General features: G+C 62.8%; 22 protein-coding genes and 1 pseudogene. 15 read left to right on the forward strand and 8 right to left on the reverse strand.

Going from position 1 to position 22786, the window contains the following annotated elements:
• The first annotated feature begins 71 nt into the window (after positions 1–71).
• The 10 genes from NKJ28_RS12795 to NKJ28_RS12840 all read left to right on the forward strand — a co-directional run bounded on the left by NKJ28_RS12795 (position 72) and on the right by NKJ28_RS12840 (position 10064).
• Positions 72–671, forward strand: a complete 600-nt coding sequence (locus tag NKJ28_RS12795) for a VOC family protein (protein WP_023676837.1) — start codon at positions 72–74, stop codon at positions 669–671.
• A 138-nt stretch (positions 672–809) separates the two neighbouring features.
• The gene (locus tag NKJ28_RS12800; RefSeq protein WP_023676836.1) at positions 810–3104 is read left to right on the forward strand and encodes a bifunctional salicylyl-CoA 5-hydroxylase/oxidoreductase; all 2295 of its coding nucleotides are present in this window, start codon (positions 810–812) and stop codon (positions 3102–3104) included.
• The gene (locus NKJ28_RS12805; RefSeq protein WP_023676835.1) at positions 3101–3874 is read left to right on the forward strand and encodes an SDR family NAD(P)-dependent oxidoreductase; all 774 of its coding nucleotides are present in this window, start codon (positions 3101–3103) and stop codon (positions 3872–3874) included. Before NKJ28_RS12800 ends, NKJ28_RS12805 begins: the two co-directional genes overlap by 4 nt.
• Positions 3868–4338, forward strand: coding sequence for a MarR family winged helix-turn-helix transcriptional regulator (locus NKJ28_RS12810; protein ID WP_023676834.1), 471 nt, complete (start codon positions 3868–3870; stop codon positions 4336–4338). The genes NKJ28_RS12805 and NKJ28_RS12810 overlap by 7 nt, the downstream gene beginning before the upstream one ends.
• A complete protein-coding gene (locus tag NKJ28_RS12815; protein WP_023676833.1) occupies positions 4335–5147 on the forward strand; it encodes an enoyl-CoA hydratase family protein in 813 nt (270 codons plus the stop codon). The genes NKJ28_RS12810 and NKJ28_RS12815 overlap by 4 nt, the downstream gene beginning before the upstream one ends.
• Positions 5148–5371: 224 nt before the next feature.
• Positions 5372–6520, forward strand: coding sequence for an acyl-CoA dehydrogenase family protein (locus NKJ28_RS12820; RefSeq protein ID WP_023676832.1), 1149 nt, complete (start codon positions 5372–5374; stop codon positions 6518–6520).
• 72 nt (positions 6521–6592) lie between these two features.
• Positions 6593–6988, forward strand: a complete 396-nt coding sequence (locus NKJ28_RS12825; protein ID WP_023676831.1) for a RidA family protein — start codon at positions 6593–6595, stop codon at positions 6986–6988.
• Positions 6989–7165: 177 nt separating this feature from the next.
• Positions 7166–7957: an ABC transporter substrate-binding protein gene (locus NKJ28_RS12830; RefSeq protein ID WP_023676830.1), complete on the forward strand. Its 792-nt coding sequence runs from the start codon at positions 7166–7168 to the stop codon at positions 7955–7957.
• A 109-nt stretch (positions 7958–8066) separates the two neighbouring features.
• The gene (locus tag NKJ28_RS12835; protein WP_023676829.1) at positions 8067–8741 is read left to right on the forward strand and encodes an amino acid ABC transporter permease; all 675 of its coding nucleotides are present in this window, start codon (positions 8067–8069) and stop codon (positions 8739–8741) included.
• A gap of 30 nt (positions 8742–8771) precedes the next feature.
• Positions 8772–10064 (forward strand): cysteine desulfurase-like protein, encoded by a 1293-nt coding sequence (locus NKJ28_RS12840; protein ID WP_352635821.1) that lies wholly within the window; start codon positions 8772–8774, stop codon positions 10062–10064.
• On the opposite strand, the gene NKJ28_RS12845 is transcribed toward NKJ28_RS12840, so the two are convergent.
• A complete protein-coding gene (locus NKJ28_RS12845; RefSeq protein ID WP_352635823.1) occupies positions 9995–10867 on the reverse strand; it encodes an NAD(P)H-dependent oxidoreductase in 873 nt (290 codons plus the stop codon). The genes NKJ28_RS12840 and NKJ28_RS12845 overlap by 70 nt on opposite strands.
• Positions 10868–10960: 93 nt before the next feature.
• Between NKJ28_RS12845 and NKJ28_RS12850 the strand changes: the two are divergent.
• A pseudogene (locus NKJ28_RS12850) lies at positions 10961–11879 on the forward strand (LysR family transcriptional regulator).
• A 22-nt stretch (positions 11880–11901) separates the two neighbouring features.
• Here NKJ28_RS12850 and NKJ28_RS12855 read toward each other — a convergent pair.
• The 5 genes from NKJ28_RS12855 to NKJ28_RS12875 are packed head-to-tail and all read right to left on the reverse strand — an operon-like array spanning position 11902 to position 17186.
• Positions 11902–12732 (reverse strand): dipeptide ABC transporter ATP-binding protein, encoded by an 831-nt coding sequence (locus NKJ28_RS12855; protein ID WP_023676825.1) that lies wholly within the window; start codon positions 12730–12732, stop codon positions 11902–11904.
• The gene (locus tag NKJ28_RS12860) at positions 12729–13604 is read right to left on the reverse strand and encodes an ABC transporter ATP-binding protein (RefSeq protein ID WP_023676824.1); all 876 of its coding nucleotides are present in this window, start codon (positions 13602–13604) and stop codon (positions 12729–12731) included. Before NKJ28_RS12860 ends, NKJ28_RS12855 begins: the two co-directional genes overlap by 4 nt.
• Positions 13605–13608: 4 nt before the next feature.
• A complete protein-coding gene (locus NKJ28_RS12865) occupies positions 13609–14526 on the reverse strand; it encodes an ABC transporter permease subunit (protein ID WP_023676823.1) in 918 nt (305 codons plus the stop codon).
• Between the two features lies 1 nt (position 14527).
• Entirely contained in the window at positions 14528–15535 is a 1008-nt protein-coding gene (locus tag NKJ28_RS12870) for an ABC transporter permease subunit (RefSeq protein ID WP_023676822.1), read from the reverse strand.
• A 58-nt stretch (positions 15536–15593) separates the two neighbouring features.
• Complete coding sequence (locus NKJ28_RS12875; RefSeq protein WP_023676821.1) at positions 15594–17186, reverse strand: ABC transporter substrate-binding protein; 1593 nt, start codon at positions 17184–17186, stop codon at positions 15594–15596.
• 13 nt (positions 17187–17199) lie between these two features.
• Here NKJ28_RS12875 and NKJ28_RS12880 point away from each other — a divergent pair, with 13 nt between their 5' ends.
• The 4 genes from NKJ28_RS12880 to NKJ28_RS12895 all read left to right on the forward strand — a co-directional run bounded on the left by NKJ28_RS12880 (position 17200) and on the right by NKJ28_RS12895 (position 20363).
• The gene (locus NKJ28_RS12880; protein ID WP_352570256.1) at positions 17200–17469 is read left to right on the forward strand and encodes a hypothetical protein; all 270 of its coding nucleotides are present in this window, start codon (positions 17200–17202) and stop codon (positions 17467–17469) included.
• A 126-nt stretch (positions 17470–17595) separates the two neighbouring features.
• Positions 17596–17814: a hypothetical protein gene (locus NKJ28_RS12885; RefSeq protein ID WP_352635825.1), complete on the forward strand. Its 219-nt coding sequence runs from the start codon at positions 17596–17598 to the stop codon at positions 17812–17814.
• 61 nt (positions 17815–17875) lie between these two features.
• A complete protein-coding gene (locus NKJ28_RS12890) occupies positions 17876–19621 on the forward strand; it encodes a long-chain fatty acid--CoA ligase (protein ID WP_352635827.1) in 1746 nt (581 codons plus the stop codon).
• A gap of 85 nt (positions 19622–19706) precedes the next feature.
• The gene (locus tag NKJ28_RS12895; protein WP_352570250.1) at positions 19707–20363 is read left to right on the forward strand and encodes a class I SAM-dependent methyltransferase; all 657 of its coding nucleotides are present in this window, start codon (positions 19707–19709) and stop codon (positions 20361–20363) included.
• Here NKJ28_RS12895 and NKJ28_RS12900 read toward each other — a convergent pair.
• Together NKJ28_RS12900 and pgi are read right to left on the reverse strand one after the other, a co-directional pair.
• Positions 20347–21069: an HAD family hydrolase gene (locus NKJ28_RS12900; protein ID WP_352635830.1), complete on the reverse strand. Its 723-nt coding sequence runs from the start codon at positions 21067–21069 to the stop codon at positions 20347–20349. The two genes, NKJ28_RS12895 and NKJ28_RS12900, sit on opposite strands and share 17 nt — an antisense overlap.
• Positions 21070–21074: 5 nt before the next feature.
• Positions 21075–22718, reverse strand: a complete 1644-nt coding sequence (pgi, locus tag NKJ28_RS12905; protein ID WP_352635831.1) for a glucose-6-phosphate isomerase — start codon at positions 22716–22718, stop codon at positions 21075–21077.
• Between the last annotated feature and the right edge of the window lie 68 nt (positions 22719–22786).

The following is a 22786-nucleotide window of genomic DNA, read 5'->3' on the forward strand; positions in this document are numbered from 1 at the left end:
CTATTCGCACGCTAAAGAGCGGGCCTCAGGCGTGCACCCGGCAAAATGTCCCGCGATGGAGGATGACTGACATGAAGAATGCAATCCGCTACGCAGTGCTCACCGCCACCGTGCTGGGAGGCATCGGCACGGCTTACGCCAGTTCCATTCCCGGCATGCGTGGCCACGACCACACCGGCGTCACCGTCCCCGACATGGAGCAGGCGGTCGATTTCTTCACCGAGGTGGTTGGCTGCAAGAAGGCGATGTCGTTCGGCCCGTTCGCCGACGACAAGGGCACATTCATGCAGGATCTGCTGGGCGTCGATCCCAAGGCGGTGATTGAGGAGATCACCCTGGTCCGCTGCGGACACGGGTCGAACATCGAGCTGTTCAAATACACCGCGCCGGACCAGAAGGACCTGACGCCTCGCAACAGCGACATAGGCGGCTTCCATATCGCCTTCTATGTCGACGACATCGCCGCCGCAAAAGCCTATCTTGACGGCAAGGGCGTCAAGACGCGGATGGGACCGCTGCCGGTTACCGAAGGCCCGGCGGCCGGCCAGACCATCCTCTACTTCCAGGCGCCCTGGGGCTTGCAGTTGGAAGCGATCAGCTATCCCAATGGCATGGCCTATGAAAAAGATGCGGAGACGGTGCTGTGGAGCCCGAAGAACCCGGAAAAATAGCCCGGGGCGTCCCTGGCCTGCGCAACTGCCGGCAAGCTGGGTTTCTGGGGCGGATTGTTTCAATCCTGAAACTTCAAGCTTGAATTAATCTGTCTCAGGCGTAAACTCGACAAACAGAAGCGAAGAGGAGATCGCACGATGAAAGTTGCGGTTCTCGGCGGCGGACCAGCCGGGCTCTACTTTGCAATCTCGCTGAAGCTCAGGGATGCCGCGCATGAGGTCACGGTGTTCGAGCGCAACCGTGCCGATGATACGTTTGGCTGGGGCGTCGTGCTGTCGGCGGAAACGCTGGAGAACCTGACCAAAAACGACCCGGTCAGCGCCGTCTGGATCCGCAAGCATTTCGCCTATTGGGACGATATCGCCGTCATCCATGACGGCGTGCGCACGGTCTCGACCGGTCACGGCTTTTGCGGCATTGGCCGCAAGCGGCTGCTCACGTTGCTGCAGCGGCGGGCGCGCGAACTCGGCGTCAAGCTGGTCTTCGAAACCGACATCGCCGATCCCAAGCCATATATGGAGAGGCACGACCTGGTTGTCGCCGCCGACGGGTTGAACTCGAAAGCGCGGAGCGCCTTCGTCGACGTGTTCAAGCCCGATATCGACATTCGTAGATGCAAGTTCGTCTGGCTCGGCACCCACCAGAAATTCGACGACGCCTTCACCTTCGTCTTCGAAAAGACCGAGCATGGCTGGGTGTGGGCGCATGCCTACCAGTTCGACAGCGATACCGCGACCTTCATCGTCGAATGCAGCGAGCAGACCTGGCAGCGCTTCGGCTTCGGCGCGATGTCGCAGCAGGAATCGATTGCCGTCTGCGAGCGCATCTTTGCCCGTCATCTCGGCGGCCACGCGCTGATGACCAACGCCAATCATATCCGCGGCTCGGCGTGGATCAATTTCCCGCGCGTCTTGTGCGAACGCTGGTCCTACAAGAACCTGGCGCTGATGGGCGACGCGGCGGCGAGCGCGCATTTCTCGATCGGTTCCGGCACCAAGCTGGCGCTGGAAAGCGCGGTGGCGCTGGCCGACTATCTCGAGTCCGAGCCAGACCTCGAGGCCGCCTTTAGCAAATATGAGGACGCCCGCCGCACCGAAGTGCTGAAGCTGCAGTCGGCGGCGCGCAATTCGCTCGAATGGTTCGAGGAGGTCGAGCGCTATCTCGGCCTCGATCCGGTGCAGTTCAACTATTCGCTGCTGACGCGTTCGCAACGCATCAGTCACGAGAATTTGCGCCTGCGCGATGCCGAATGGCTGGCCGGCGCCGAGGAGTGGTTCCAGCGCCAGGCCGGCGCCGGGGGCAACAATCTGCGTCGCGCGCCGATGTTCGCGCCGTTCCGGCTGCGCGGCATGGCGCTGCAGAACCGCGTCGTCGTCTCGCCGATGGCGCAGTACAAAGCGGTCGACGGCTGTCCGACCGATTGGCATTTCGCCCATTACGCCGAACGGGCCAAGGGCGGCGCCGGTCTCCTCTACATCGAGATGACGTGCGTCAGCGCGGAGGGCCGCATCACGCCTGGCTGCCCTGGTTTCTATGCGCCCGAGCATGAGGTCGCCTGGAAGCGGCTGGTCGAGTTCGTCCATGCCGAAACCGAGGCCAAGATCTGCGCCCAGATCGGCCATTCCGGTGCCAAGGGGTCGACCAGGCTCGGCTGGCAGGGAACCGACGTGCCGCTGCCCTCAGGCAATTGGCCCGTCATGGCAGCGTCTTCCGTGCCGTGGTCGCGGGAAAACCAGGTGCCGAAGGCGATGGACCGCGCCGACATGGATATGGTGCGCGACCAGTTTGTCGCTTCGGCCGAGATGGCGGCGCGCTGCGGCTTCGACATGCTCGAAATCCACGCCGCGCACGGCTATCTCCTGTCCTCCTTCATCACGCCCTTGACCAACCGGCGCACCGACTCCTATGGCGGCTCGCTGGAAAACCGCATGCGCTACCCCTTGGAAATCTTTCATGCGGTGCGCGCCGCGTGGCCGGCCGAGAAGCCGATCTCGATGCGCATCTCCGCCAATGACTGGCTGGGCATCGAAGGCGTGACGCCGGCCGATGCCGTAGAGATCGCGCGGCTGCTGCATGAGGCCGGCGTAGACATCTGCGACGTATCGGCCGGCCAGACTTCGGCCGTGGCAAGACCGGTCTATGGCCGCATGTTCCAGACGCCGTTTTCCGATCGCATCCGCAACGAGGTCGGCATGGCGACGATGGCGGTCGGCAATATCTATGAGCCGGACCACGTCAACTCGATCCTGATGGCGGGCCGCGCCGATCTCGTCGCACTGGCTAGGCCGCATCTTGCCGATCCGTATTGGACGCTGCACGCGGCCGTCATGCTTGGCGATCGCGGCGTCAAATGGCCGGATCCCTATCTGCCCGGCCGCGACCAGCTCTACCGGCTGGCCGAACGCGAAGCGGCAGCGGGGTTGAAAGTATGAGTGCCGCGGCGACGATTTCGGGGCGTCATGCGCTGGTCACCGGCGGCGGCTCCGGCGTCGGCCGCGCGATCGCGCTGGCGCTGGCCGGCGCGGGCGTTGACGTGACCATCTGCGGCCGGCGCGTGGAGCCGCTTGCCGAGGTCGCCGCGGAGAACAAGTCCATCTTCGCCATTGCCGCCGACGTCACCGACGAGACGTCGATGGCGTCGCTCTACGAGGCCGCGGAAGCGGCACGCGGAGCGTTCGACATCGTCGTTGCCAATGCCGGCATGTCCGGCAGTGCCCCGGCGCAGCGGACCTCGCTGGCAGACTGGCAGCGCACGCTCGACGTCAACTTGACCGGTACGTTCCTGACGGTGAAGCCGGCGTTGGCCGGCATGGCAGTGCGCAAGACTGGCCGTATCATCTTCGTCGCTTCCACCGCCGGACTGAAAGGCTATCCCTATGTCGCAGCTTACGTTGCCGCCAAGCATGGCGTCGTCGGCCTGATGCGGGCACTCGCCGTCGAGACCGCCAAGTCCGGCATAACAGTGAATGCCGTGTGCCCAGGGTTTGTCGAAACCGAGATGCTGGAGAGCACCGTCCAGCGCATCGTCCAAACGACCGGCCGCTCGTCCGAGCAGGCACGGACAAGCCTAGCCGCGACCAACCCGCAAGGCCGCTTCATCCAGCCGGAAGAAATTGCGGCCGCGGTACTTTATCTGTGTGGCGACGCCGCCCGGTCGATTACCGGGCAGACGATTTCGATCTCCGGAGGTGAGACATGGTAGCCGGTCCCCTGCCCGCCCCGTCCGGACCCGGCAAGGACCGCCTGCGGCTGTGGATACGCCTGCTGCGCGCCTCGCGCACCATCGAGGCCGAGCTGCGCGAACGACTGCGGCAAGAGTTCAACACAACGCTGCCACGCTTCGACGTGATGGCCGCGCTCTACCGCGCGCCGGAGGGCATGCTGATGAGCGATCTTTCGCGCTTCCTGCTGGTGTCCAACGGTAATGTCACCGGCATCATCGACCGGCTGGTCTCGGAAGGGTTGGTGATGCGGGCCCGACGCAATGGCGACCGCCGTACCTCGATGGTACGGCTGACGGAAGAGGGATCGAAGATTTTCGCCGTGATCGCCGCCGCGCATGAGAAATGGGTCGGCGAGTTGCTGGGCAATGTGAGCGAGGATGAGGCGCGCCGGCTGACCGGCATGCTGACCTCCTTCCGCAGCAATTGGGAGGGACGGGAATGACGAAGCTGGCCGGCCGCAAGCCGAAGCATTTCCTCTGGCAGGTCGAAGGCAAGATCGCAAAGATCCGGCTCGATCGACCGGAGCGCAAGAACCCGCTGACCTTCGACAGCTATGCCGAATTGCGCGACATATTTCGCGACCTTGTCTACGCCGATGATGTCGATGCTGTGGTGGTCCTGCCCAATGGCGGCAATTTCTGCTCGGGCGGCGATGTCCACGAAATCATCGGCCCACTGGTCAAGATGGACATGAAGGCGCTGCTCGCCTTCACCCGCATGACGGGCGATTTCGTCAAGGCGATGCTGAATTGCGGCAAGCCGATTATTGCGGCGGTCGATGGCGTGGCGGTCGGCGCCGGCGCGATTATCGCCATGGCCTCCGATATCCGCATCGCCACGCCCCAGGCCAAGACAGCATTCCTGTTCACCCGCGTCGGCCTTGCCGGCTGCGACATGGGGGCCTGCGCGATCCTGCCGCGCATCATTGGCCAGGGCCGCGCCGCCGAGCTGCTCTATACCGGCCGCACGATGAGTGCCGAGGAAGGCGAGCGCTGGGGCTTCTACAACCGGCTGGTCGATACCGCAACGCTTGAGGCCGACGCGCTCGACATGGCCGCGCGCATCGTTTCCGGCCCGACCTTCGCCCATGGCATGACCAAGACGCAGCTGAACCAGGAATGGTCGATGGGTCTCGACCAGGCGATCGAAGCGGAAGCGCAGGCGCAGGCGATCTGCATGCAGACCCGCGATTTCGAGCGGGCGTACACGGCTTTCGTGGCTAAGGAGAAGCCGGTGTTCGAGGGAAATTGAGATGATCGCTTCCACGCTGGCGGGACAGCACCCCCCTCTGGCCTGCCGGCCATCTCCCCCTCAAGGGGGGAGATTGGATATCAGGCCCGCTTTCGCCAATCTCCAACATCGCAGGGAGAGCCGTGGCAGCGAAGCCGCCAATCTCCCCCCTAGAGGGGGAGATGTCCGGCAGGACAGAGGGGGGCGCCGTGGAGCGCCAGGGCCGGAGAATTGTGGAGGCAGCAATGCCTGACCGTTCCTTCCTCTCCTGGCCGTTCTTCGAGGATCGCCACCGCGATCTGGCGGAGCGGCTGGAGGCATGGTGCGCCAAGAACCTGCCGGTTGCGCATGACGATGTCGACGCGGCCTGCCGCGAGCTGGTGGCCAAGCTCGGTAAGGACGGCTGGCTGAAGCCGACGGCGCTCGATACCGACAACCCCTCACCGCTCGACGTGCGCACGCTCTGCCTCACGCGCGAGACGCTGGCCCGGCATGACGGGCTGGCCGATTTCGCCTTCGCGATGCAAGGACTCGGCACCGGTGCGCTCGGCCTGTTCGGCTCGCCCGAGCAGCAGCATTGGCTGGCTAAGACACGGGCCGGTAAGGCGATTTCGGCGTTCGCGCTGTCGGAGCCGCGCTCGGGCTCGGACGTCGCCAATATGGAAATGACGGCCACGCGTGACGGCGACAGCTATCTCTTGTCCGGCGAAAAGACCTGGATCTCCAACGGCGGTATCGCTGACTTTTATGCTGTCTTTGCCCGCACCGGCGAAGCGCCCGGCGCCAAGGGGCTATCCGCCTTTGTCGTGCCTTCCGAAACCGAGGGGCTGATCGTTGCCGAGCGGCTGGAGGTGATCGCGCCGCACCCGCTCGCCCGGCTGTCCTTCGACAATGCACGCATTCCAGCCTCGGCGCTGATCGGCAAACCCGGTGACGGTTTTCGCATCGCCATGTCCGTGCTCGACGTGTTCCGTTCGACCGTCGGCGCAGCGGCGCTCGGCTTTGCCCGGCGCGCGCTGGACGAAAGCATCACAAGAGTGGCCGAGCGCAGGCTGTTCGGTGCGCCGATGGCCGAGCTGCAGATGGTGCAGGGCCACATCGCCGACATGGCGCTGGATGTCGATGCCGCCGCGTTGCTGGTCTATCGTGCCGCCTGGACCAAGGACATGGGCGCGGCTCGGGTTACCCGCGAAGCCGCCATGGCCAAGCTGTTCGCTACCGACAAAGCGCAGGAGGTGATCGACAAGGCTGTGCAGCTGCATGGCGGCGACGGCGTCCGCAAGGGCCATATCGTCGAAAGCCTGTATCGCGAGATCCGGGCGCTGCGCATCTACGAGGGAGCGTCCGACGTGCAGAAGGTGGTGATTGCACGACAAGTGATGGGAGCGGCCTGAGACAGGAGTTTGCGTGAAAATTATTGTCTTCGAGTTTTGAGCGACCGGATTTGAGCATTGGGAGGTTTTGACATGCACACCATCCTGCAGCCGGAAGGCTGGGCGAAACCCGTCGGCTACGCCAATGGCGTCGCCGCGCGTGGGCAGCTTGTCTTCGTCGGCGGGCAGGTCGGCTGGAACGGACAGGGCCGCTTCGAGACCGATGATCTTGTCGGCCAGGTGCGGCAGACGCTGGCCAATATTGTTGCTGTGCTCGCCGAGGCCGACGCCAAGCCGGAACATATCACCTCGATGACCTGGTACTTTACCGACAAGGCGGAATATTTGGCCAATCTCAAGGGGATCGGAGAGGTCTATCGCGAGGTGATCGGCCGGCATTTTCCGGCGATGGCCGCCATGCAGGTGATGGCGCTGGTCGAGGATCGCGCCAAGGTTGAGATCCAGGCCACGGCGGTTATTCCGGAGTGACGGCAACACGTGGCAATTTTTTAAGCTTAAAACTTTCGCCTTGAAAAGCGCGGTACTTTGGATAGCATCCAATGTCTTGCGACTGCCGTGCCGGGAGGGCTTTCCGGCAGTCCCGTCACTTGGCGCATCAAAACCGTGCGGGGCCAAACCCGTCCATCACAACCAGAGGGAACGAAAATGAACTTCACCCGTCGCAACCTGCTGCTTCTTGCTGCTGCCATCGGTATCGCCGGCGGCCCGGCCTACGCCGAAGGCACGCTGAATGTCGGCGCCTATCCGACCAATCCGCCTTTTGAATACAAGAACGAGAGCGGCACGTTCGAGGGTTTCGAAGTCGACATCATCAATGAGGCGGCAAAGCGTATCGGCATGACCACTGATATCGCCGATCTCGGTTTCCAGGCGCTGTTCGCCGCCACCACCTCGAAGCGCATCGACGTCGCCATCTCGTCGATCACCATCACGCCGGAGCGGCTGAAGTCTCAGTCGTTCACGCAGCCCTACTATGATTCCGACATGGGCATCGCCGCGAAGGCCGACAGCCCGATCAAGGCCGAGGCCGACCTCAAGGGCAAGATTGTCGGCGTGCTGTCCGGCTCGACCGGCGAAGCCTGGGTCAAGGCCCACCAGGAAGCGGACGGGTTCAGTGACGTCAAGGGCTACGACACGCAGCAGAATTTGCTGCTCGATCTCAGCTCCGGCCGCGTCGATGCGGCGGTCAGCGATATTCCGGGCCTGGAATATTCTTTCACCAGGATGAAGGATCTCGCCGTAAAAGAGCGCATCAAGACCGGCGAGCAGTACGGTCTGATGATGACCAAGGACCACCCGCTGCTCGGCAAGCTGAACGACGCGGTGACCGCGATGAAGAAGGACGGCACGCTGGCCGCGATCCACAAGAAGTGGTTCGGCAGCGACGCACCTGCCGATTCCTCGACCGTCAAGGAAATGCCTATGCCGAAGGCCTGAGCGGCAGTTCGCGCTTAAATGTCGTGCCGGCTTTCGATGCCGGCACGATTTCGGATTTCGGGCTCGGGCTCGAGCGTCGCGGGACGCCAAACGTTTCGGAAATGCTGCGATGTCGCTGCTGGACACCTTCTTCAACGCCGACGTCATGGTCTCCAGCCTGCCGGCGCTGCTGCGCGGTTTCCTGAACACCCTGCTGCTCGGAATCATGAGCATCGGCATCGGTATTCCCGTCGGCCTCGCGATCAGCCTGGTGCGGCTCTATGCGCCAAAGCCGCTTCGGCTGCTGGCTGTCGGCTACATTGACGTTTTCCGGGCGATGCCGGTGCTGGTCGTGCTGATCCTGATCTACTATGCGCTGCCGTTCCTCGGCATTCGCCTGTCATCGTGGACGTCCGCGGTGATGGCCTTCGCCATCATCATGGCGGCCTATTCGGCCGAGGTGTTCCGCTCCGGTATAGAGAGCATTCCGCGCGGCCAGTTCGAGGCGGCGCAGGCGCTCGGCCTGCCGTTCTTGCTGACCTTGCGCAAGGTAGTGCTGCCGCAGGCGATCCGCGTCGTCATTCCGCCAATGACCAGCAATTGCGTTTCGATGTTCAAGGATACTTCGCTCGCTTCCACCGTGGCGCTGCCCGAACTGCTGAAGGAAGCGACCAACGCGCAATCGCTCTATGCCAATCCTTCACCGCTGATCGGCGCGGCGCTGGTCTATCTGATCTTTCTCTGGCCGATGGTCCGTCTCGTCAGCCTCCTTGAACGCCGCTTTCAAACCGAAAAGACCCGCTGAATCTGTCAGCGCACTTCGCAGGAGACGACCTTGAACCAGCATCAGATTTCGAAAACCGGCGATGCCGCAGCTTTCCCGGTCGAGACGATCCGCGCCATGTTTCCCGCCTTGCAGCAAGCCGGGGACTTCGTCTTCATGGACAATGCCGCCGGCGCGCAGATCCCGCAAAGCGTGCTCGATGCGGTCACCAACCATTTGGTCGCGCATAATGTGCAGCGCGGCGGCCGCTATGGCCGCAGCGTCACCGTCGACCAAGCCGTCGCCGGCGCTCGCGAAAGCGTGGCCTTGCTGATCAACGCCACCAACCCGGCGGAGATCTGCTTCGGCATGAACGCCACTTCGTTCATCCGCCTGGTCAGCCTCGGCATCGGCCAGATGCTTTCCGAGCGCCCAAACGGGGAGCGTGACGAGATCGTCATCACCGACATGGATCACGACGCCAATATCGCGACCTGGCTGGCGCTGGCGCCCGCCGGCGCCAAGTTCAAATGGTGGCGGATGCGCGAGGACGGCAATCTGCATGTCGACGATTTGCGCCCGCTGGTCTCAGAGCGCACCCGGCTCGTCGCCTGCACGGTAACGGCGCATTCGATCGGGTCGATTGTCGACGTTGCCTCCGTGGCTGGGATTGCGCATGCGGCAGGCGCCGAAGTGTTCCTCGACTGCGTGCATTACGGGCCGCACGGGTTGATCGATGTGCAGGCCTGGGATTGCGATTATCTGGTCTGCTCCGGCTACAAGAATTTCTCGCCGCATATGGGCTTCCTTTGGGGCCGCTTCGAAACACTGAAGCGCTTGCCGACCTTCCGCGAGGATTTCATCCCCGACGAGCCGCCCCACAAAATCGAAGCCGGCACGTTCATCTACGAGAACGTCTCCGGCATGGATGCCGCGGTGCGCTACCTCGAATCGATCGGCCGCAATTTCTTGTCCGAGAATAACCAGTCGCGCCGCGACAACATCGTCGCCGGCATGAATGCCATCCGCGACTACGAACAGGTGCTGGCGCGCGAAATGCTGGCGGTGCTCAAAGATTGCGACGCGACGATCTACGGCGTGGCCGACGAGGCACGCCTCAGCGAGCGCGTGCCGACCTTCTGCTTCAATGTCGGCACGCTGTCGCCGCAGAGGATCGTCGAGGAAATGGCCGAGATGCAGATCGGCATTCGCGACGGCCACATGTATGCGCCGCGTCTGATGAAGCGGCTCAACCTCAGCATGGACAGCGGCGCCGTGCGCGCCTCGCTGGTGCATTACAATACGATCGAGGAAGTCCGGCGCTTCGGCGAGGCGCTGCGCACCATCATCGCCCGGCTGTCCTGATCGGACTGGGCGGCGGCGCCGGCGCGATCCTCGTGAAGCGCAAAGGCGGTCGCACCCGGGTTCTCCAAGCCGGGGCGCAATTGCATGCTTGGGATCAAGTAATCGCCGCCATTCTGCTGCCGATAACGAATGGGCCGGATTGTCTCGAGCGTTCGCATCCTTTCGCGCAGTCGCTCCGCGACAGGCTCGAAATCCGCCTCCCCGAAACGGTCCACCCTGTAAACCACGAACGGCGGAAGCACGTCGTAGCCCGAATAGTATAGAATCCCGTGATTGATCGGGAACAGCAGGTCGTCGATCGGGCCGTTGACGCCGCGGGCGGAATAATGCTCCTCCCAGCCGCCGGTGGTCACGATCAGCATTGCGCGCTTGCCGGCGAGCGTTCCCTCACCAAAGCGGTCACCCCACCGCTTGTCGCTGTGCTCGCCAACGCCATAGGCGAAGCCGTAGGCGTACACGCGATCGACCCAGCCCTTGAGGATCGCCGGCATGGCGTACCACCACAGCGGGAACTGGAGGATCAGGGTATCGGCCCATAGCAGCTTGTCGATCTCCACTTTGACGTCTTCGGTCAGAGTGCCGCTCGCAAAAGCTTTTTTGGAGGCGCCGGCCGGCAGGAAGCGTGCTTCAGGCGGCCACGACGGAAAGTCGGCACGGTCTACCTCGGCTTTCCAGCCATCGGCGTAGAGGTCAGACACCCGCACCTCGTGGCCCTGGGCCTCGAGTTCCCTGATGGCGACGTCACGCAGTGCGCCGTTGAGCGAACGCGGTTCAGGATGAGCAAAAACAAGCAGGACTTTCATGGGTCTACTCCGAAGAAGGACGATAGACACCAAAGGTAGCCAGCTGGGGGCTGGTCCACTATATGTAGGAAATGTATAAGATAATGCCGAATAATGGATAGATCGGACTCACCCTTGAGCGCATGCGCACCTTCGTTCGCGTCGCCGAGCGCGGCAGCCTCTCGGCGGTGGCGCGCGAGCTCGGAGTTGGGCAGTCGACGGTCACACGGCATTTGCGAGAACTCGAGGAGGCCGTCGGAGTGCCCTTGCTCAGCAGGACCACCCGGCGCGTCACGATGACCGATGAAGGCAGCCGTTACTATGCCGACAGCGTCCAGATCCTGCGCCTCGTCGAGCAGGCCGGCGATGAGGCGCGGGCACGCGCGGCGCGTCGGCCGGCACGATCCGGATATCCTGCACGGCGGCGCTCGGGGTCTTACATGTCAGCCGGCTGATCTTCGCCTTTCAGGACCGCTATCCCTACATCGGCATCGATCTCAGCCTTACCGACGAGCGCATCAACCTTGTGCGGGAGGGCGTCGACATCGCGCTTCGCCTCGGCCCGCTCACCGACAGCTCAATGAAACTGCGGGCGCTCGGGCAATCCCGGCGTCTGCTGGTGGCGGCGCCGGCCTATCTGGCGGCGCGGGGCAGACCGGCTGTCCCGCAGGATCTGCCTGGCCATGAAGGCATCCGGATGTCGAACATCGCGGGAAGCGACACGCTCACCTTGCAGGGGCCGGGCGACGAGACCTTTGCGGTGCCCTTTGGCGGCAGATTTCTGGTCGACCATGGGCTTGCTGCGCGCGAAGCCCTTGTCGCCGGACGCGGCATCGCACCCGCCCACCACTGGCTTGTCGACGATCTTCTGGCGGCCGACCGGCTGGAAGTGGTCCTGCCGGGCTATTTTCCGCCTCCCGTCCCGCTGAGCATGCTAATCGTTCCGGAGCGTGCGGGCATTGCCCGGGTGCGGCTGCTGGTCGACTTTCTCGCCGAGCAGATCTCCGGCATTCCGGGGATCGAGAAGCGGTAGCCGGCCGGCAAACCTCGCCGGATCAGGCGGCCTTCTTCTTGGCCAACCGTGCCTTGATGCTGGCAACGTCGGCACGCGGCGTCGCCGCGAACAGCGTCCTGGTGTAGCTGTGCTTGGGGTCGGCGAAGACCTCGTCGCGCGAGCCGTATTCGACCGCTTCGCCGAAGTACATTACCATCACGTCGTCGGCGATGTAGCGCACCACCGACAGGTCGTGGCTGATGAAAACATAGGTTAGCTGAAACTCGTCCTGCAGGTCGGCGAGCAGGTTCAGCACCTGCGCCTGCACCGAAAGATCAAGTGCCGAGACCGGCTCGTCCAGCACCAGAAGGCTGGGGTTGAGCATCAGCGCGCGGGCGATGGCGATCCGCTGGCGCTGGCCGCCCGAAAACATATGCGGGTAGCGATTAAAGTGCTCGGGGCCGAGACCGACCTTCTTTAGCATCTTCATGGCAAGATCGCGCCGCTCGTCGGCCGTGCTGTCGGTATTGATGAGCAGCGGCTCGCCAAGCACGTCGCCGATCTTCTGGCGTGGATTGAGCGAACCATAAGGGTTCTGGAAGACGATCTGGACCTTGCGGCGCATTTCCTTCGACAGGCCGTTCCTGCCGATGTCTACCTTCTTGCCGTCGATGAAAAGCTCGCCGGAGGTCGCCGGGTCGATCAGGGTGATGATGCGGGCGAGTGTTGACTTGCCGCAGCCGCTCTCGCCGACGATGGCCAGCGTCTTGCCCTTGTCGACGCTGAACGAAACACCCTTGACCGCATGAACCGTACGGGAGGGGCGGAAAAGCCCGCCACCGACATGATAGTCGCGCACGATGTTCTTGCCTTCGACTACGGTCACGCTCATGAGGCGGTTCCTCCTGCGGACCGGGCTGCGACTACAGATGGGGCCGGCTCAAACAGCATGTCGGAAACAGTAGGCAACCGGTCGCCGACGGCGTTTTCGGGCAGTGCCGACAGGAGCGCGCGCGTGTAGTTGCTCTTGGGGGACTCGAACAGCGACAGCACGTCGGCCTCTTCCATCTTGCGGCCCTTGTACTGGACGATGACACGGTCGGCGGTCTCGGCAACCACCCCCATATTGTGGGTGATCATGATCAGGCCCATGCCATATTTGGCCTGCAGGCCGACCAGCAGATCGAGGATCTGCTTCTGGATGGTGACGTCGAGCGCCGTGGTTGGCTCGTCGGCGATCAAAAGCTTGGGATTGCAGGCGATGGCGATGGCGATCATGACGCGCTGACACTGACCACCCGACATCTGGTGCGGGAAGGAGCCCAGCCGTTCCTCGGGGTCGGCGATGCCGACCAACTTCATCAATTCGATGGCACGCGCCCGGCGCTGGGCGCGGTCCATGCCCATATGGAAGCGCAGCACCTCCTCGATCTGGAAGCCGACGGTGAAGCACGGGTTGAGGCTGGCGACCGGCTCCTGGAAGATCATCGAAATGTCCTTGCCGACGATCTTGCGCCGCTCGGATGGGCCGAGCTTGAGCAGGTCGATGCCGTCGAAGGCCATGCGGTCGGCCCTCACCGTCGCGGTGTTGGGCAAAAGCCCCATCACCGCCAGCATCGCCACCGACTTGCCCGAACCGGATTCGCCGACGATCGCCAGCACCTCGCGCGGTTCGACCGACAGGTCGATGCCTTGTACCGCCATGAATGGTCCAGCGGCGGTGTCGAAGGAAACGGTCAGGTTCTTGATCTCGAGAAGAGGCATTGGATTATGACCTCTTCAGCTTGGGATCGAAAGCATCGCGCAAGCCATCGCCGATCAGATTGATGGCAAGCACAGTGATCAGAATAGCAAGGCCGGGGAAGGTCACCACCCAAGGCGCGCGCAGGATGAACTCGCGCGCCGAGGCGAGCATCGTGCCCCATTCCGGCGTCGGCGGCTGCGCACCGACACCGAGGAAGCCGAGCGCCGCAGCCTCGAGAATAGCGTTGGAGAAGGACAACGTCGCCTGCACGATCAGCGGTGCCAGGCAGTTCGGCAGGATCGTCCTCACCATCAAGCGAAGATGACCGGCACCAGCCACCTTGGCGGAGATGACATATTCGCGGTTCTTTTCGGCCATCACGGCGGCGCGGGTGAGGCGCGCAAAATGCGGCTGCAGCACCAGCGCGATCGCCAGCATGGCATTGAAAAGGCCGGGGCCAAGGATCGCCACCAGCACCAGCGCCAGAAGCAGCGACGGGAAGGCCAGGATGATATCCATGATGCGCATGATCAGCGTGTCGACCCAGCCGCGGAAATAGCCGGCGAGCACGCCAAGCACGATGCCGCTGGTGAGCGAGAAGACAACGACCACCAGGCCGATGAACAGCGAGAAACGCGCCCCGAAGATCAACCGTGAAAGCATGTCGCGGCCGACCGCGTCGGTGCCGAGCAGGAACATCGATTTGCCGCCTTCCTGCCAGGCAGGGGGTGCCAGCAGCGCATCGCGAAACTGCTCGTCGGGCGAATGTGGGGCGACGAACGGCGCAAAGATCGCCACCAGCACCAGCGCCGAAAACACGACAAGGCCGATGACCGCGCCGGTGTTCATCGAGAAGTAGTGCCAGAACTCGGCGAAAGCCCGTTGCCTGCCGCCTGTCGGGATGGAGGCGGCGGTAGCTTCGGCGGCGGATTCGTCGGTCATCTCACTGCACCCGGATGCGCGGATTGATGACGGCGTAGAGCACGTCGACGATCAGGTTCACCGCCATGACGATCAGCGCGATGATCAGCAATCCGCTCTGGACGACGACATAGTCGCGCTTGCCGATGGCATCGATCATCCATTTGCCGATGCCCGGCCAGGAAAAAATGGTCTCGGTCAGAATGGCGCCCGCCATCAAGGTGCCGACCTGCAGTCCAATGGTGGTGACTACCGGGATCAGCGCGTTGCGAAAAGCGTGCAGACCGATGACGCGGCGCGGCGCCAGGCCCTTGGCGCGCGCGGTGCGGACATAGTCCTCGCCCAGCACCTCGAGCATCGCCGAGCGCGTCTGGCGCGCTATGACGGCAAGCGGGATCGTCGCCAGCACGATCGACGGCAGGATCAAATGGCTGACGGCAGATTTGAAAGCGCCGCTCCTGCCGGAGATCAGGCTGTCGATGAGCATGAACCCGGTCGTCGGCCTGAAGAAATACTGCAGGCCGATACGGCCGGAAACCGGCGTCCAGCCGAGATAGCCGGAGAAGAAGATAATGAGCAGCAGCCCCCACCAGAAGATCGGCATCGAATAGCCGGTCAGGGCGACACCCATCGTCGCCTGGTCGAACCAGGAGCCGCGCTTGACCGCGGCGAAAATGCCGGCGGGGATGCCAAGCAGGACGGCGATGATCAACGCCACCGTCGCCAGTTCCAGCGTGGCCGGAAACAGCGCCTGGAATTCGCCGAGCACTGGCCGCTTAGTGGCAATGGATATGCCGAAATCGCCGGTCAGAACCCTGCCGATATATTCCAGGTATTGGATGACATAGGGCCGGTTGTAGCCAAACTGCTCGATGAGCTGGGCGTAGCGCTCGGGGCTGACGCCGCGCTCGCCCGCCAGGGCCAGGATAGGATCGCCGGGCAGAAGCCGGACGAAAGCGAACGCCGCCAGCGATATGCCGAACACGGTCGGGATGATCAAAGCGAGCTTGTGGAGGAGATAACGGAGCATCTTGCTTCATAGAACGGCGGCGCGGGAAGTCCAGCGCCGCCGTTCAATTTCTCAGGACTTATTCGGTGACGTCGACGCCGTCAAACCGATGAATGCCGAGCGGGTCCATAACGAAGCCCGACACCTTCTTGTTCATCGGCATGAAGACCTTGGAGTGGGCGATGGTCAGCCACGGAGCCTCACGCTTGAACACCACCTGAGCTTCCTCGTAGATCTTGGTGCGCTCAGCGACGTCCGTCGTCGCCTTGCCTTTTTTCAGCAGGGCTTCGAATTCCTGGTTGCACCAGATCGCATAATTGGACTGGCCGATGGCATCGCAACCGAGCAGGAAAAAGAAGTTGTCCGGATCGCCATTGTCACCGGTCCACCCCAGTTGGAAGGCGCCATCGCGATCCTTAGCCTTGCCGCGCTGGCGATACTCGGTCCATTCGTAACTGACGATCTCCGCCTTGACCCCGACGGCGGCATAGTCGGCCTGGATCAACTCGGCGACGCGCTGGGCGTTCGGGTTGTAGGGGCGGCTGACCGGCATAGCCCAGATCTTCATCGACAGATCCTTGACGCCTGCATCGGCCAGCATCTTCTTGGCCGCCTCCGGATCATAGGGATCGTCCTTGATGTCCTTGTTATAGGACCACATGGTCGGCGGGATCGGGTTGATGGCCGGCGCACCGGCGCCCTGATAGACCGCGTCGATGATCGCCTTCTTGTTTACCGCCATGTTGAGGGCCTTGCGGACCTCGACCTTGTCGAAGGGCGGCTGCGTCGTGTTGTAAGCCATGTAGCCGATGTTCAGGCCTTCCTGCTCGTCGACCTTGAGGTTCGCGTCGGCCTGCAGTCCGGCAATGTCGGCCGGCGCCGGGTATGACATGATATCGCATTCGCCCGCCTTCAGCTTCTGTGCGCGCACGGCGGGGTCGGGCGTGATGGCGAAGATCAGATCATCGATCTTCTGGCGGCCGCCATAGTAGCCGTCCCATGCTGCATAGCGCACGACCGCATCGACCTGATAGTCGACGAACTGGAACGGACCAGTGCCGACCGGCTTCTGGGTGAACTGCTGCCTGGTGCCGGCCTTGTCGAGCTGGTCGGCATATTCCTTGGAAACGATCGAGGCGAAATCCATGCCGAGGTCCGGCAGGAAGGCGACTTCAGGCTTGTTCAGCACGAATTTCACCGTCAGGTCGTCGACCTTGACGATTTCCTTCAGGAGATCGGGGAAGCCCATGCCGGTGAAATATTCCCAGCCGGTGCCTTCCAGATAGCTGTACCACGGGCTTTCTTTCTTCCACTGGCGTTCGAAGGAAAAGATCACGTCGTCGGCGTTGAGGTCGCGCGTCGGCGTGAAATAATCGGTCGTCTGGAATTTCACACCCGGGCGAAGCTTGAAGGTGTATTCGAGACCGTCATCGGAAACCGTCCAGCTCTCGGCCAGGCCGGGCGAGATGGTGGTCTTGCCATGCTCGAACTCGACCAGGCGCGAATAGATGGTGCGCGACGAGGCATCGAAGTCGTTGCCGCCGCTCCATGGCGACGGGTCGAAGCCGGCCGGCGATGCCTCCGAGCAATAGACCAGTTGTTTTGCATTGGCCACGCCGCCGAGGACGCTTGCAGCCAGCAACGCGGCTGCAAAAGTCAGTTTCTTTTTCATTGAGCACTCCCTGATGTTCTTCCAAGCCCCTCTGTCAGGCTCGCGAAGGCCGCATATAAGCACCGTTTTTCTAGCTTTGGAACTGCTTGTTTGCCTAACCCACGGGAAGCAGAAAAAAATTCCGGCATGCGGCGAATTGTGGAAAAAACCAGCCGAATCCGCAGATCACGACATTATTAGCGACTTCAATTTTTTGTTGATCGGCAATGCCGCCAATCGGGGAATCGAGCCGTCCGGTTCAAGCGATGCGCGTCCGAAAACCGGTCCCGGCCAAGAGGTTTGACGGCAAGTCTTACCGCACTCCAGGTAGCGAGGCTTGCACGGCCGCTTGTGGCAATACATAGATAGATGGGCAGCGTGCCGGATTTTCCCAGGTTCCGGACATTGCGGCAAGCGTGGGATATCTTTGTTGATCAGGGTGGTGGTGGCGCGCAAGCATGCCGAAACAATAAGAACGATTGAGGGAGCGACAGGTGGCAAAACCGGCAAAGACACCCAACGCGGCGAAAGCAAAGGCCGAGGCAACATCGAAAGCGGTCAAGTCAAAAGCGGCCGCCGCCAAGCCGACGGCTACCGCGAAGGCAAGCGCGAAGCCGGCGGCGAAGACCACGGCTGGAACGGCTGCTAAACCGGCAACCGGCAAGACTGCGCCTGCTGCAAACTCTGCCGCCAAGCCGGCGGCGAAGGCAGTGCCGACAGCGCCACGACCGCCGGCAGGTCCGGCCAAGAGATTACCGAGGGCGATCACCGCACTGGCCGCTGGCCTGCCTGAAAAACCGTGGCTCCAGAGTTACCCAAAGATCGTGCCGGCCGAGATTGGCGACCTGCCCTCCAGCTCGATCGGCGACTTTCTCGTCGCCGTGTGCAAGCAGTTTGCGAATCGGCCGGCCTTCGTCTGCATGGGCAAATCGATCACCTATGCCGACCTCGAGCGACAGTCGGCCGCCTTCGGCGCCTATCTGCAATCAACGGGGCTGCAGAAGGGCGCGCGCGTCGCCCTGATGATGCCGAATGTGCTGCAATATCCGGTGGCGATTATGGCAGTGCTTCGCGCCGGCTATGTCGTGGTCAACATCAATCCGCTCTACACGCCGCGCGAGCTGGAGCACCAGCTCAAGGATTCCGGCGCTCAAGCCATTGTCATCCTCGAAAATTTTGCCTGTACCCTGCAGGCGGTGATCGCCAGGACCGCGGTCAAGCATGTCGTGGTCGCCTCGATGGGCGACATGCTCGGCGGGCTCAAGGGAACGATCGTCAACTTCGTTGTACGCCGCGTCAAGAAGATGGTGCCGGCATGGTCGCTGCCCGGCCATGTCAAGTTCAACGCCGCGCTGAAGGCCGGCACCGGCATGGCCTTCAGGCCCGCAAAGGTCGCGGCCGACGACATCGCCTTCCTGCAATACACTGGCGGCACGACCGGCATCTCCAAGGGCGCGATGCTTTTGCACAGCAACATTTTGGCGAACGTCGCGCAGAACGCGCTGTGGGCCGAAGACGCTTTTACCGTCAAGCCGAAGCCAGCGCATCTGAACTTCCTCTGCGCGCTGCCGCTCTATCACATTTTTGCGCTGACGGCGAACGTGCTGGTAGGCATGCAGCAAGGCGCGCAGAATGTCCTCATCCCCAATCCGCGCGACATTCCCGGCTTTGTCAAGGAGCTGCAGAAATACCCGATCCACATCTTTCCGGGCCTCAACACGCTGTTCAATGCGCTGCTCAATAATGAGGATTTTCGCAAGCTCGATTTCAAGCCGCTGATCCTGACGCTGGGTGGCGGCATGCCGGTGCAGAGGGCCATCGCCGAACGCTGGAAGGCGCTGACCGGCTGCCCGATCAGCGAGGCCTACGGGCTCACCGAGACCTCGCCGGGGGCAACCATCAACAAATTCAGCGACGGCGTTTACACCGGCACGATCGGCCTGCCGCTGCCCTCGACCGAGATCGCCATCCGCGACGACGACGGCAACAATTTGCCGCTCGGCGAAGTCGGCGAAATCTGCATCCGCGGACCGCAGGTGATGGCCGGCTACTGGAACCGGCCGGACGAGACCGCCAAGGTGATGACCGAGGACGGCTTCTTCAAATCGGGCGACATGGGCTTCATGGACGAGCTTGGCTACACCAAGATCGTCGACCGCAAGAAGGACATGATCCTGGTTTCCGGCTTCAACGTCTATCCGAACGAACTCGAGGAAGTGGTGGCGCAGCATCCAGGCGTACTCGAAGTGGCGGCGATCGGCGTGCCGGACGAGCATTCGGGTGAAGTGCCGAAGCTGTTCGTCGTCAAGAAGGACCCGGCACTGACCGCCGACATGCTGACGGCTTATTGCCGCGAGAACCTGACCGGCTACAAGCGTCCCAGGTATATTGAGTTCCGCACCGAGCTGCCGAAGACACCGGTCGGCAAGATCCTGCGACGGGCGTTGCGGGGCTAGGCGCAGCTTGAGCGATTGCATCGCCGGCGCCAACGCCGTGAGTATAGGTTCGCGCCCAGACCCGGCAGAGTTCATCCGGGCGAACATGCGGATCGCCCCCGTGCCCGCGCTTCCCGAAATTCGGCTTTACACCGCCCATCCGGGAAGCGGGCTCAGGCGGCTTCTCGAATGGAACCAACATGCGACCGAAAAAGACGGACCTGAACCGGAGCCACCGTACTGGGCCTATGTCTGGGCCGGCGGCGCGGTGCTCGCCCGCTACATATTCGACCGGCCGGAGACCGTGGCCGGCCGTCGCGTACTCGACCTCGGCGCCGGTTCGGGTCTCGTCGGCATTGCAGCGGCAAAAGCCGGGGCAAGCGCGGTCGTCGCGGCCGAGATCGATCGCAATGGTGTGGTTGCGCTCGGCCTCAACGCGACTGCGAACGGCGTCGCTATCATGATCATTGGCGAAGACATCACCAGCGGTCCGCCGCCACCGGTGGATGTCGTGGTGGTCGGCGACCTGTTTTACGCCCATGATCTTGCCGGCCGGGCCCTTTCTTTCCTCGACCGCTGCCTTGCAGCCGGCATCGCCGTGCTGATCGGCGATCCGGGCCGCGCCTATCTGCCCCGCTCGCGGCTTCGCCTGCTGGCCGAATACGAGGTGCCGGATGTCGGCGAAGGCAGGAATGCGGCGATGAAACCGAGCGGCGTGTTCTCGTTCGGACCAGCTAGCTGCGAGTCTAGACTGTCTCGCTGACCCGCGCCGCAAGAAAATCGGGCAGATCGGCCACCGAATCCAGGATGACGTCGGCGATCTGGGACAGCGATTCACGTGTGCCGGTGCCGGACAGTACGCCAATCGCCAGGCCGCAGCCGCCGGCGCGCGCCATCTCCAGATCGTGACGATTGTCGCCGACCATTGCGATCGTCGCCGGCCTGAGCCCTGTCAGATCCGAAAAGGCAAGGATCGTATCCGGCGCCGGTTTTGGATTGGCCACCGCGTCGTAACCATAGGCGGCTTCGAAAAGCTGCGCGACGCCCAGCGTGACCAAGGTTTTTTCCGCGCCGCTGGTCGAGTCGTTGGTGGCGACGCCAAGCCGGTAGGATTTTCTGTGAAGCAGCCCAAGCGTCTCGACCACACCCGGCAGCGCCACGGCCATCGCCGATCCTTGCGCCGAAGTGATGGCATTGAAACGGGCGACGGCAAGCATCTGGTCCTCGTCGGACAGTCGCGGAAACCACAGCTCGACGACGTCCATGTTGGTGCCGGAGGCAAAAATTGAATCCGGCTTGAAGCGCTTGGTAGCGAAGTCGAAGCCCGCCGCCGCAAGCAGCCTGTCTGCCCTCCAGCGATCGCCTTCGGCCGCATCCATCGCCATGAAGTCGGCGATGCCCAGCCATGTCGCGTTGAAATCTACGAGCGTGCCGTCCTTGTCGAACAATATTCCCTTGATGTCCGCCAAGCTTTTCACTCCAGGCCGCGCAAGCGGTGAATGTATTCCACCAGTCCGGCAGTCGAGGCATCCCGCTTTGCGGCGTTCTCCTTGCCTTCAACGACGGGCAGCAGCCCGGTCGCCAGTTCCTTGCCGAGTTCGACGCCCCATTGGTCGAAGGAGTTGATGTTGAACAGCGTGCCTTCGACAAAGACGCGGTGTTCGTAAAGCGCAATCAGCCGTCCGAATGTATGCGGGTCGAGCTTTCTGTAGAGAATTGTCACCGAGGGGCGGTCGCCGGAGAAGACGCGGTGCGGAGCAATCCTGTCGACATCGGCGGGCTTCATGCCTTTCGCCAGCATCTGCGCGCGGGCTTCCTCAAGCGTGCGGCCCTTCATGAAGGCTTCCGACTGCGCCAGGCAATTGGCAAGCAGAAGGTCGTGGTGATGCTTCAGCTCCGGTTCGTGGCCGACGGCAGCGGCGAGGAATTCGACCGGAATGAAATCGGTGCCCTGATGCAGCAACTGGAAGAAGGCATGCTGGCCATTGGTGCCGGGCTCGCCCCAGACCAGCGGGCCGGTCGGCGTCGTTACAGCGCCGCCGTCCAGGGTGACGCTCTTGCCGTTCGATTCCATGTCGAGCTGCTGCAGATAGGCCGGCAGCCTGGACAGACGCTGATCGTAGGGGATGACGGCGCGAGCGGGGTATTTGCAGATCACGCGGTGCCACCAGCCAATCAGCCCCATCAGCGCCGGCAGGTTCTCCGCCAGCGGCGCGGTGCGGAACTGCTCGTCCATCTCATGGGCGCCGTCGAGAAAGGCGCGAAAATCCTTCGGGCCGATGGCGATCATCACCGGCAGACCGATCGCACCCCAGACGGAATAGCGGCCGCCGACCCAGTCCCAGAAGCCGAAGACGCGATCGGGCGCGATGCCGAATTTGGCGACCAGGTCGAGCGCCGTCGAGACGGCGGCGAAATGCTTGCCGACCGCTTCCTTGCCGAGCGCTTTCTCGACCCATCTGCGCGCGGTTTCGGCATTGGTCATCGTCTCGACCGTGGTGAAGGTCTTGGAGGCGATGATGAACAGGGTGGTTTCGGCGGAAAGACCCTTCAGCGTGTCGTGGATATGGGCACCGTCGATATTGGATACGTAATGCGCGCGCGGCCCGTCATGATAGGGCGCCAGCGCCAGCGTCGCCATGGCCGGGCCGAGATCGGAGCCGCCGATGCCGATGTTGACGATGTCGGTGATTTTCTTGCCGGTCGCGCCGGCCGCCTTGCCGGAACGCACCGCGTCGGCGAAGGCACCCATCGCGTCGAGTACGGCAAGGACTTCCGCCTTCACGTCCTGGCCGTCGAGCACGATGCCCTTGCCGGTCAGGTTGCGCAGCGCCGTGTGCAGCACGGCACGGCCTTCAGTGACGTTGATCTTCTTGCCGGCAAACATCGCGTCGCGCCGGCCTTCGAGGTCAGCGGCCTCAGCCAGCTTCTCCAGCAACTCCATAGTCCGCGCATCGACCGCGCATTTCGACCAGTCGAGCAGCAGGTCGCCGTCACTGGCGGAGAATCTCTCGAAGCGCTGCGGATCGGCAGCGAAAACCTCGCGCATCGAGCCCGATTTGGCCGCACGATGATCGCGCAATGCGTCGAGCTGCTTTTGAAAGGACGATTGATCCACTGCTTCGCTCCGGTCTCTTGAGATGCATCTTATCAGGCCGGATGTTTCCGGCACGTGTCGTCGCGGCA

It is taken from the genome of Mesorhizobium sp. M0145 (assembly GCF_040322355.1).
GTDB lineage: Bacteria > Pseudomonadota > Alphaproteobacteria > Rhizobiales > Rhizobiaceae > Mesorhizobium.

Excerpts from the sequence above, each read along its gene's own strand:
- NKJ28_RS12795 (WP_023676837.1), top strand. The coding sequence starts at position 72 with ATGAAGAATGCAATCCGCTACGCAGTGCTCACCGCCACCGTGCTGGGA.
- NKJ28_RS12800 (WP_023676836.1), top strand. The coding sequence starts at position 810 with ATGAAAGTTGCGGTTCTCGGCGGCGGACCAGCCGGGCTCTACTTTGCA.
- NKJ28_RS12805 (WP_023676835.1), top strand. The coding sequence starts at position 3,101 with ATGAGTGCCGCGGCGACGATTTCGGGGCGTCATGCGCTGGTCACCGGC.
- NKJ28_RS12810 (WP_023676834.1), top strand. The coding sequence starts at position 3,868 with ATGGTAGCCGGTCCCCTGCCCGCCCCGTCCGGACCCGGCAAGGACCGC.
- NKJ28_RS12815 (WP_023676833.1), top strand. The coding sequence starts at position 4,335 with ATGACGAAGCTGGCCGGCCGCAAGCCGAAGCATTTCCTCTGGCAGGTC.
- NKJ28_RS12820 (WP_023676832.1), top strand. The coding sequence starts at position 5,372 with ATGCCTGACCGTTCCTTCCTCTCCTGGCCGTTCTTCGAGGATCGCCAC.
- NKJ28_RS12825 (WP_023676831.1), top strand. The coding sequence starts at position 6,593 with ATGCACACCATCCTGCAGCCGGAAGGCTGGGCGAAACCCGTCGGCTAC.
- NKJ28_RS12830 (WP_023676830.1), top strand. The coding sequence starts at position 7,166 with ATGAACTTCACCCGTCGCAACCTGCTGCTTCTTGCTGCTGCCATCGGT.
- NKJ28_RS12835 (WP_023676829.1), top strand. The coding sequence starts at position 8,067 with ATGTCGCTGCTGGACACCTTCTTCAACGCCGACGTCATGGTCTCCAGC.
- NKJ28_RS12845 (WP_352635823.1), bottom strand. The coding sequence starts at position 10,867 with ATGAAAGTCCTGCTTGTTTTTGCTCATCCTGAACCGCGTTCGCTCAAC.
- NKJ28_RS12855 (WP_023676825.1), bottom strand. The coding sequence starts at position 12,732 with ATGAGCGTGACCGTAGTCGAAGGCAAGAACATCGTGCGCGACTATCAT.
- NKJ28_RS12860 (WP_023676824.1), bottom strand. The coding sequence starts at position 13,604 with ATGCCTCTTCTCGAGATCAAGAACCTGACCGTTTCCTTCGACACCGCC.
- NKJ28_RS12865 (WP_023676823.1), bottom strand. The coding sequence starts at position 14,526 with ATGACCGACGAATCCGCCGCCGAAGCTACCGCCGCCTCCATCCCGACA.
- NKJ28_RS12870 (WP_023676822.1), bottom strand. The coding sequence starts at position 15,535 with ATGCTCCGTTATCTCCTCCACAAGCTCGCTTTGATCATCCCGACCGTG.
- NKJ28_RS12875 (WP_023676821.1), bottom strand. The coding sequence starts at position 17,186 with ATGAAAAAGAAACTGACTTTTGCAGCCGCGTTGCTGGCTGCAAGCGTC.
- NKJ28_RS12880 (WP_352570256.1), top strand. The coding sequence starts at position 17,200 with ATGTTCTTCCAAGCCCCTCTGTCAGGCTCGCGAAGGCCGCATATAAGC.
- NKJ28_RS12895 (WP_352570250.1), top strand. The coding sequence starts at position 19,707 with ATGCGGATCGCCCCCGTGCCCGCGCTTCCCGAAATTCGGCTTTACACC.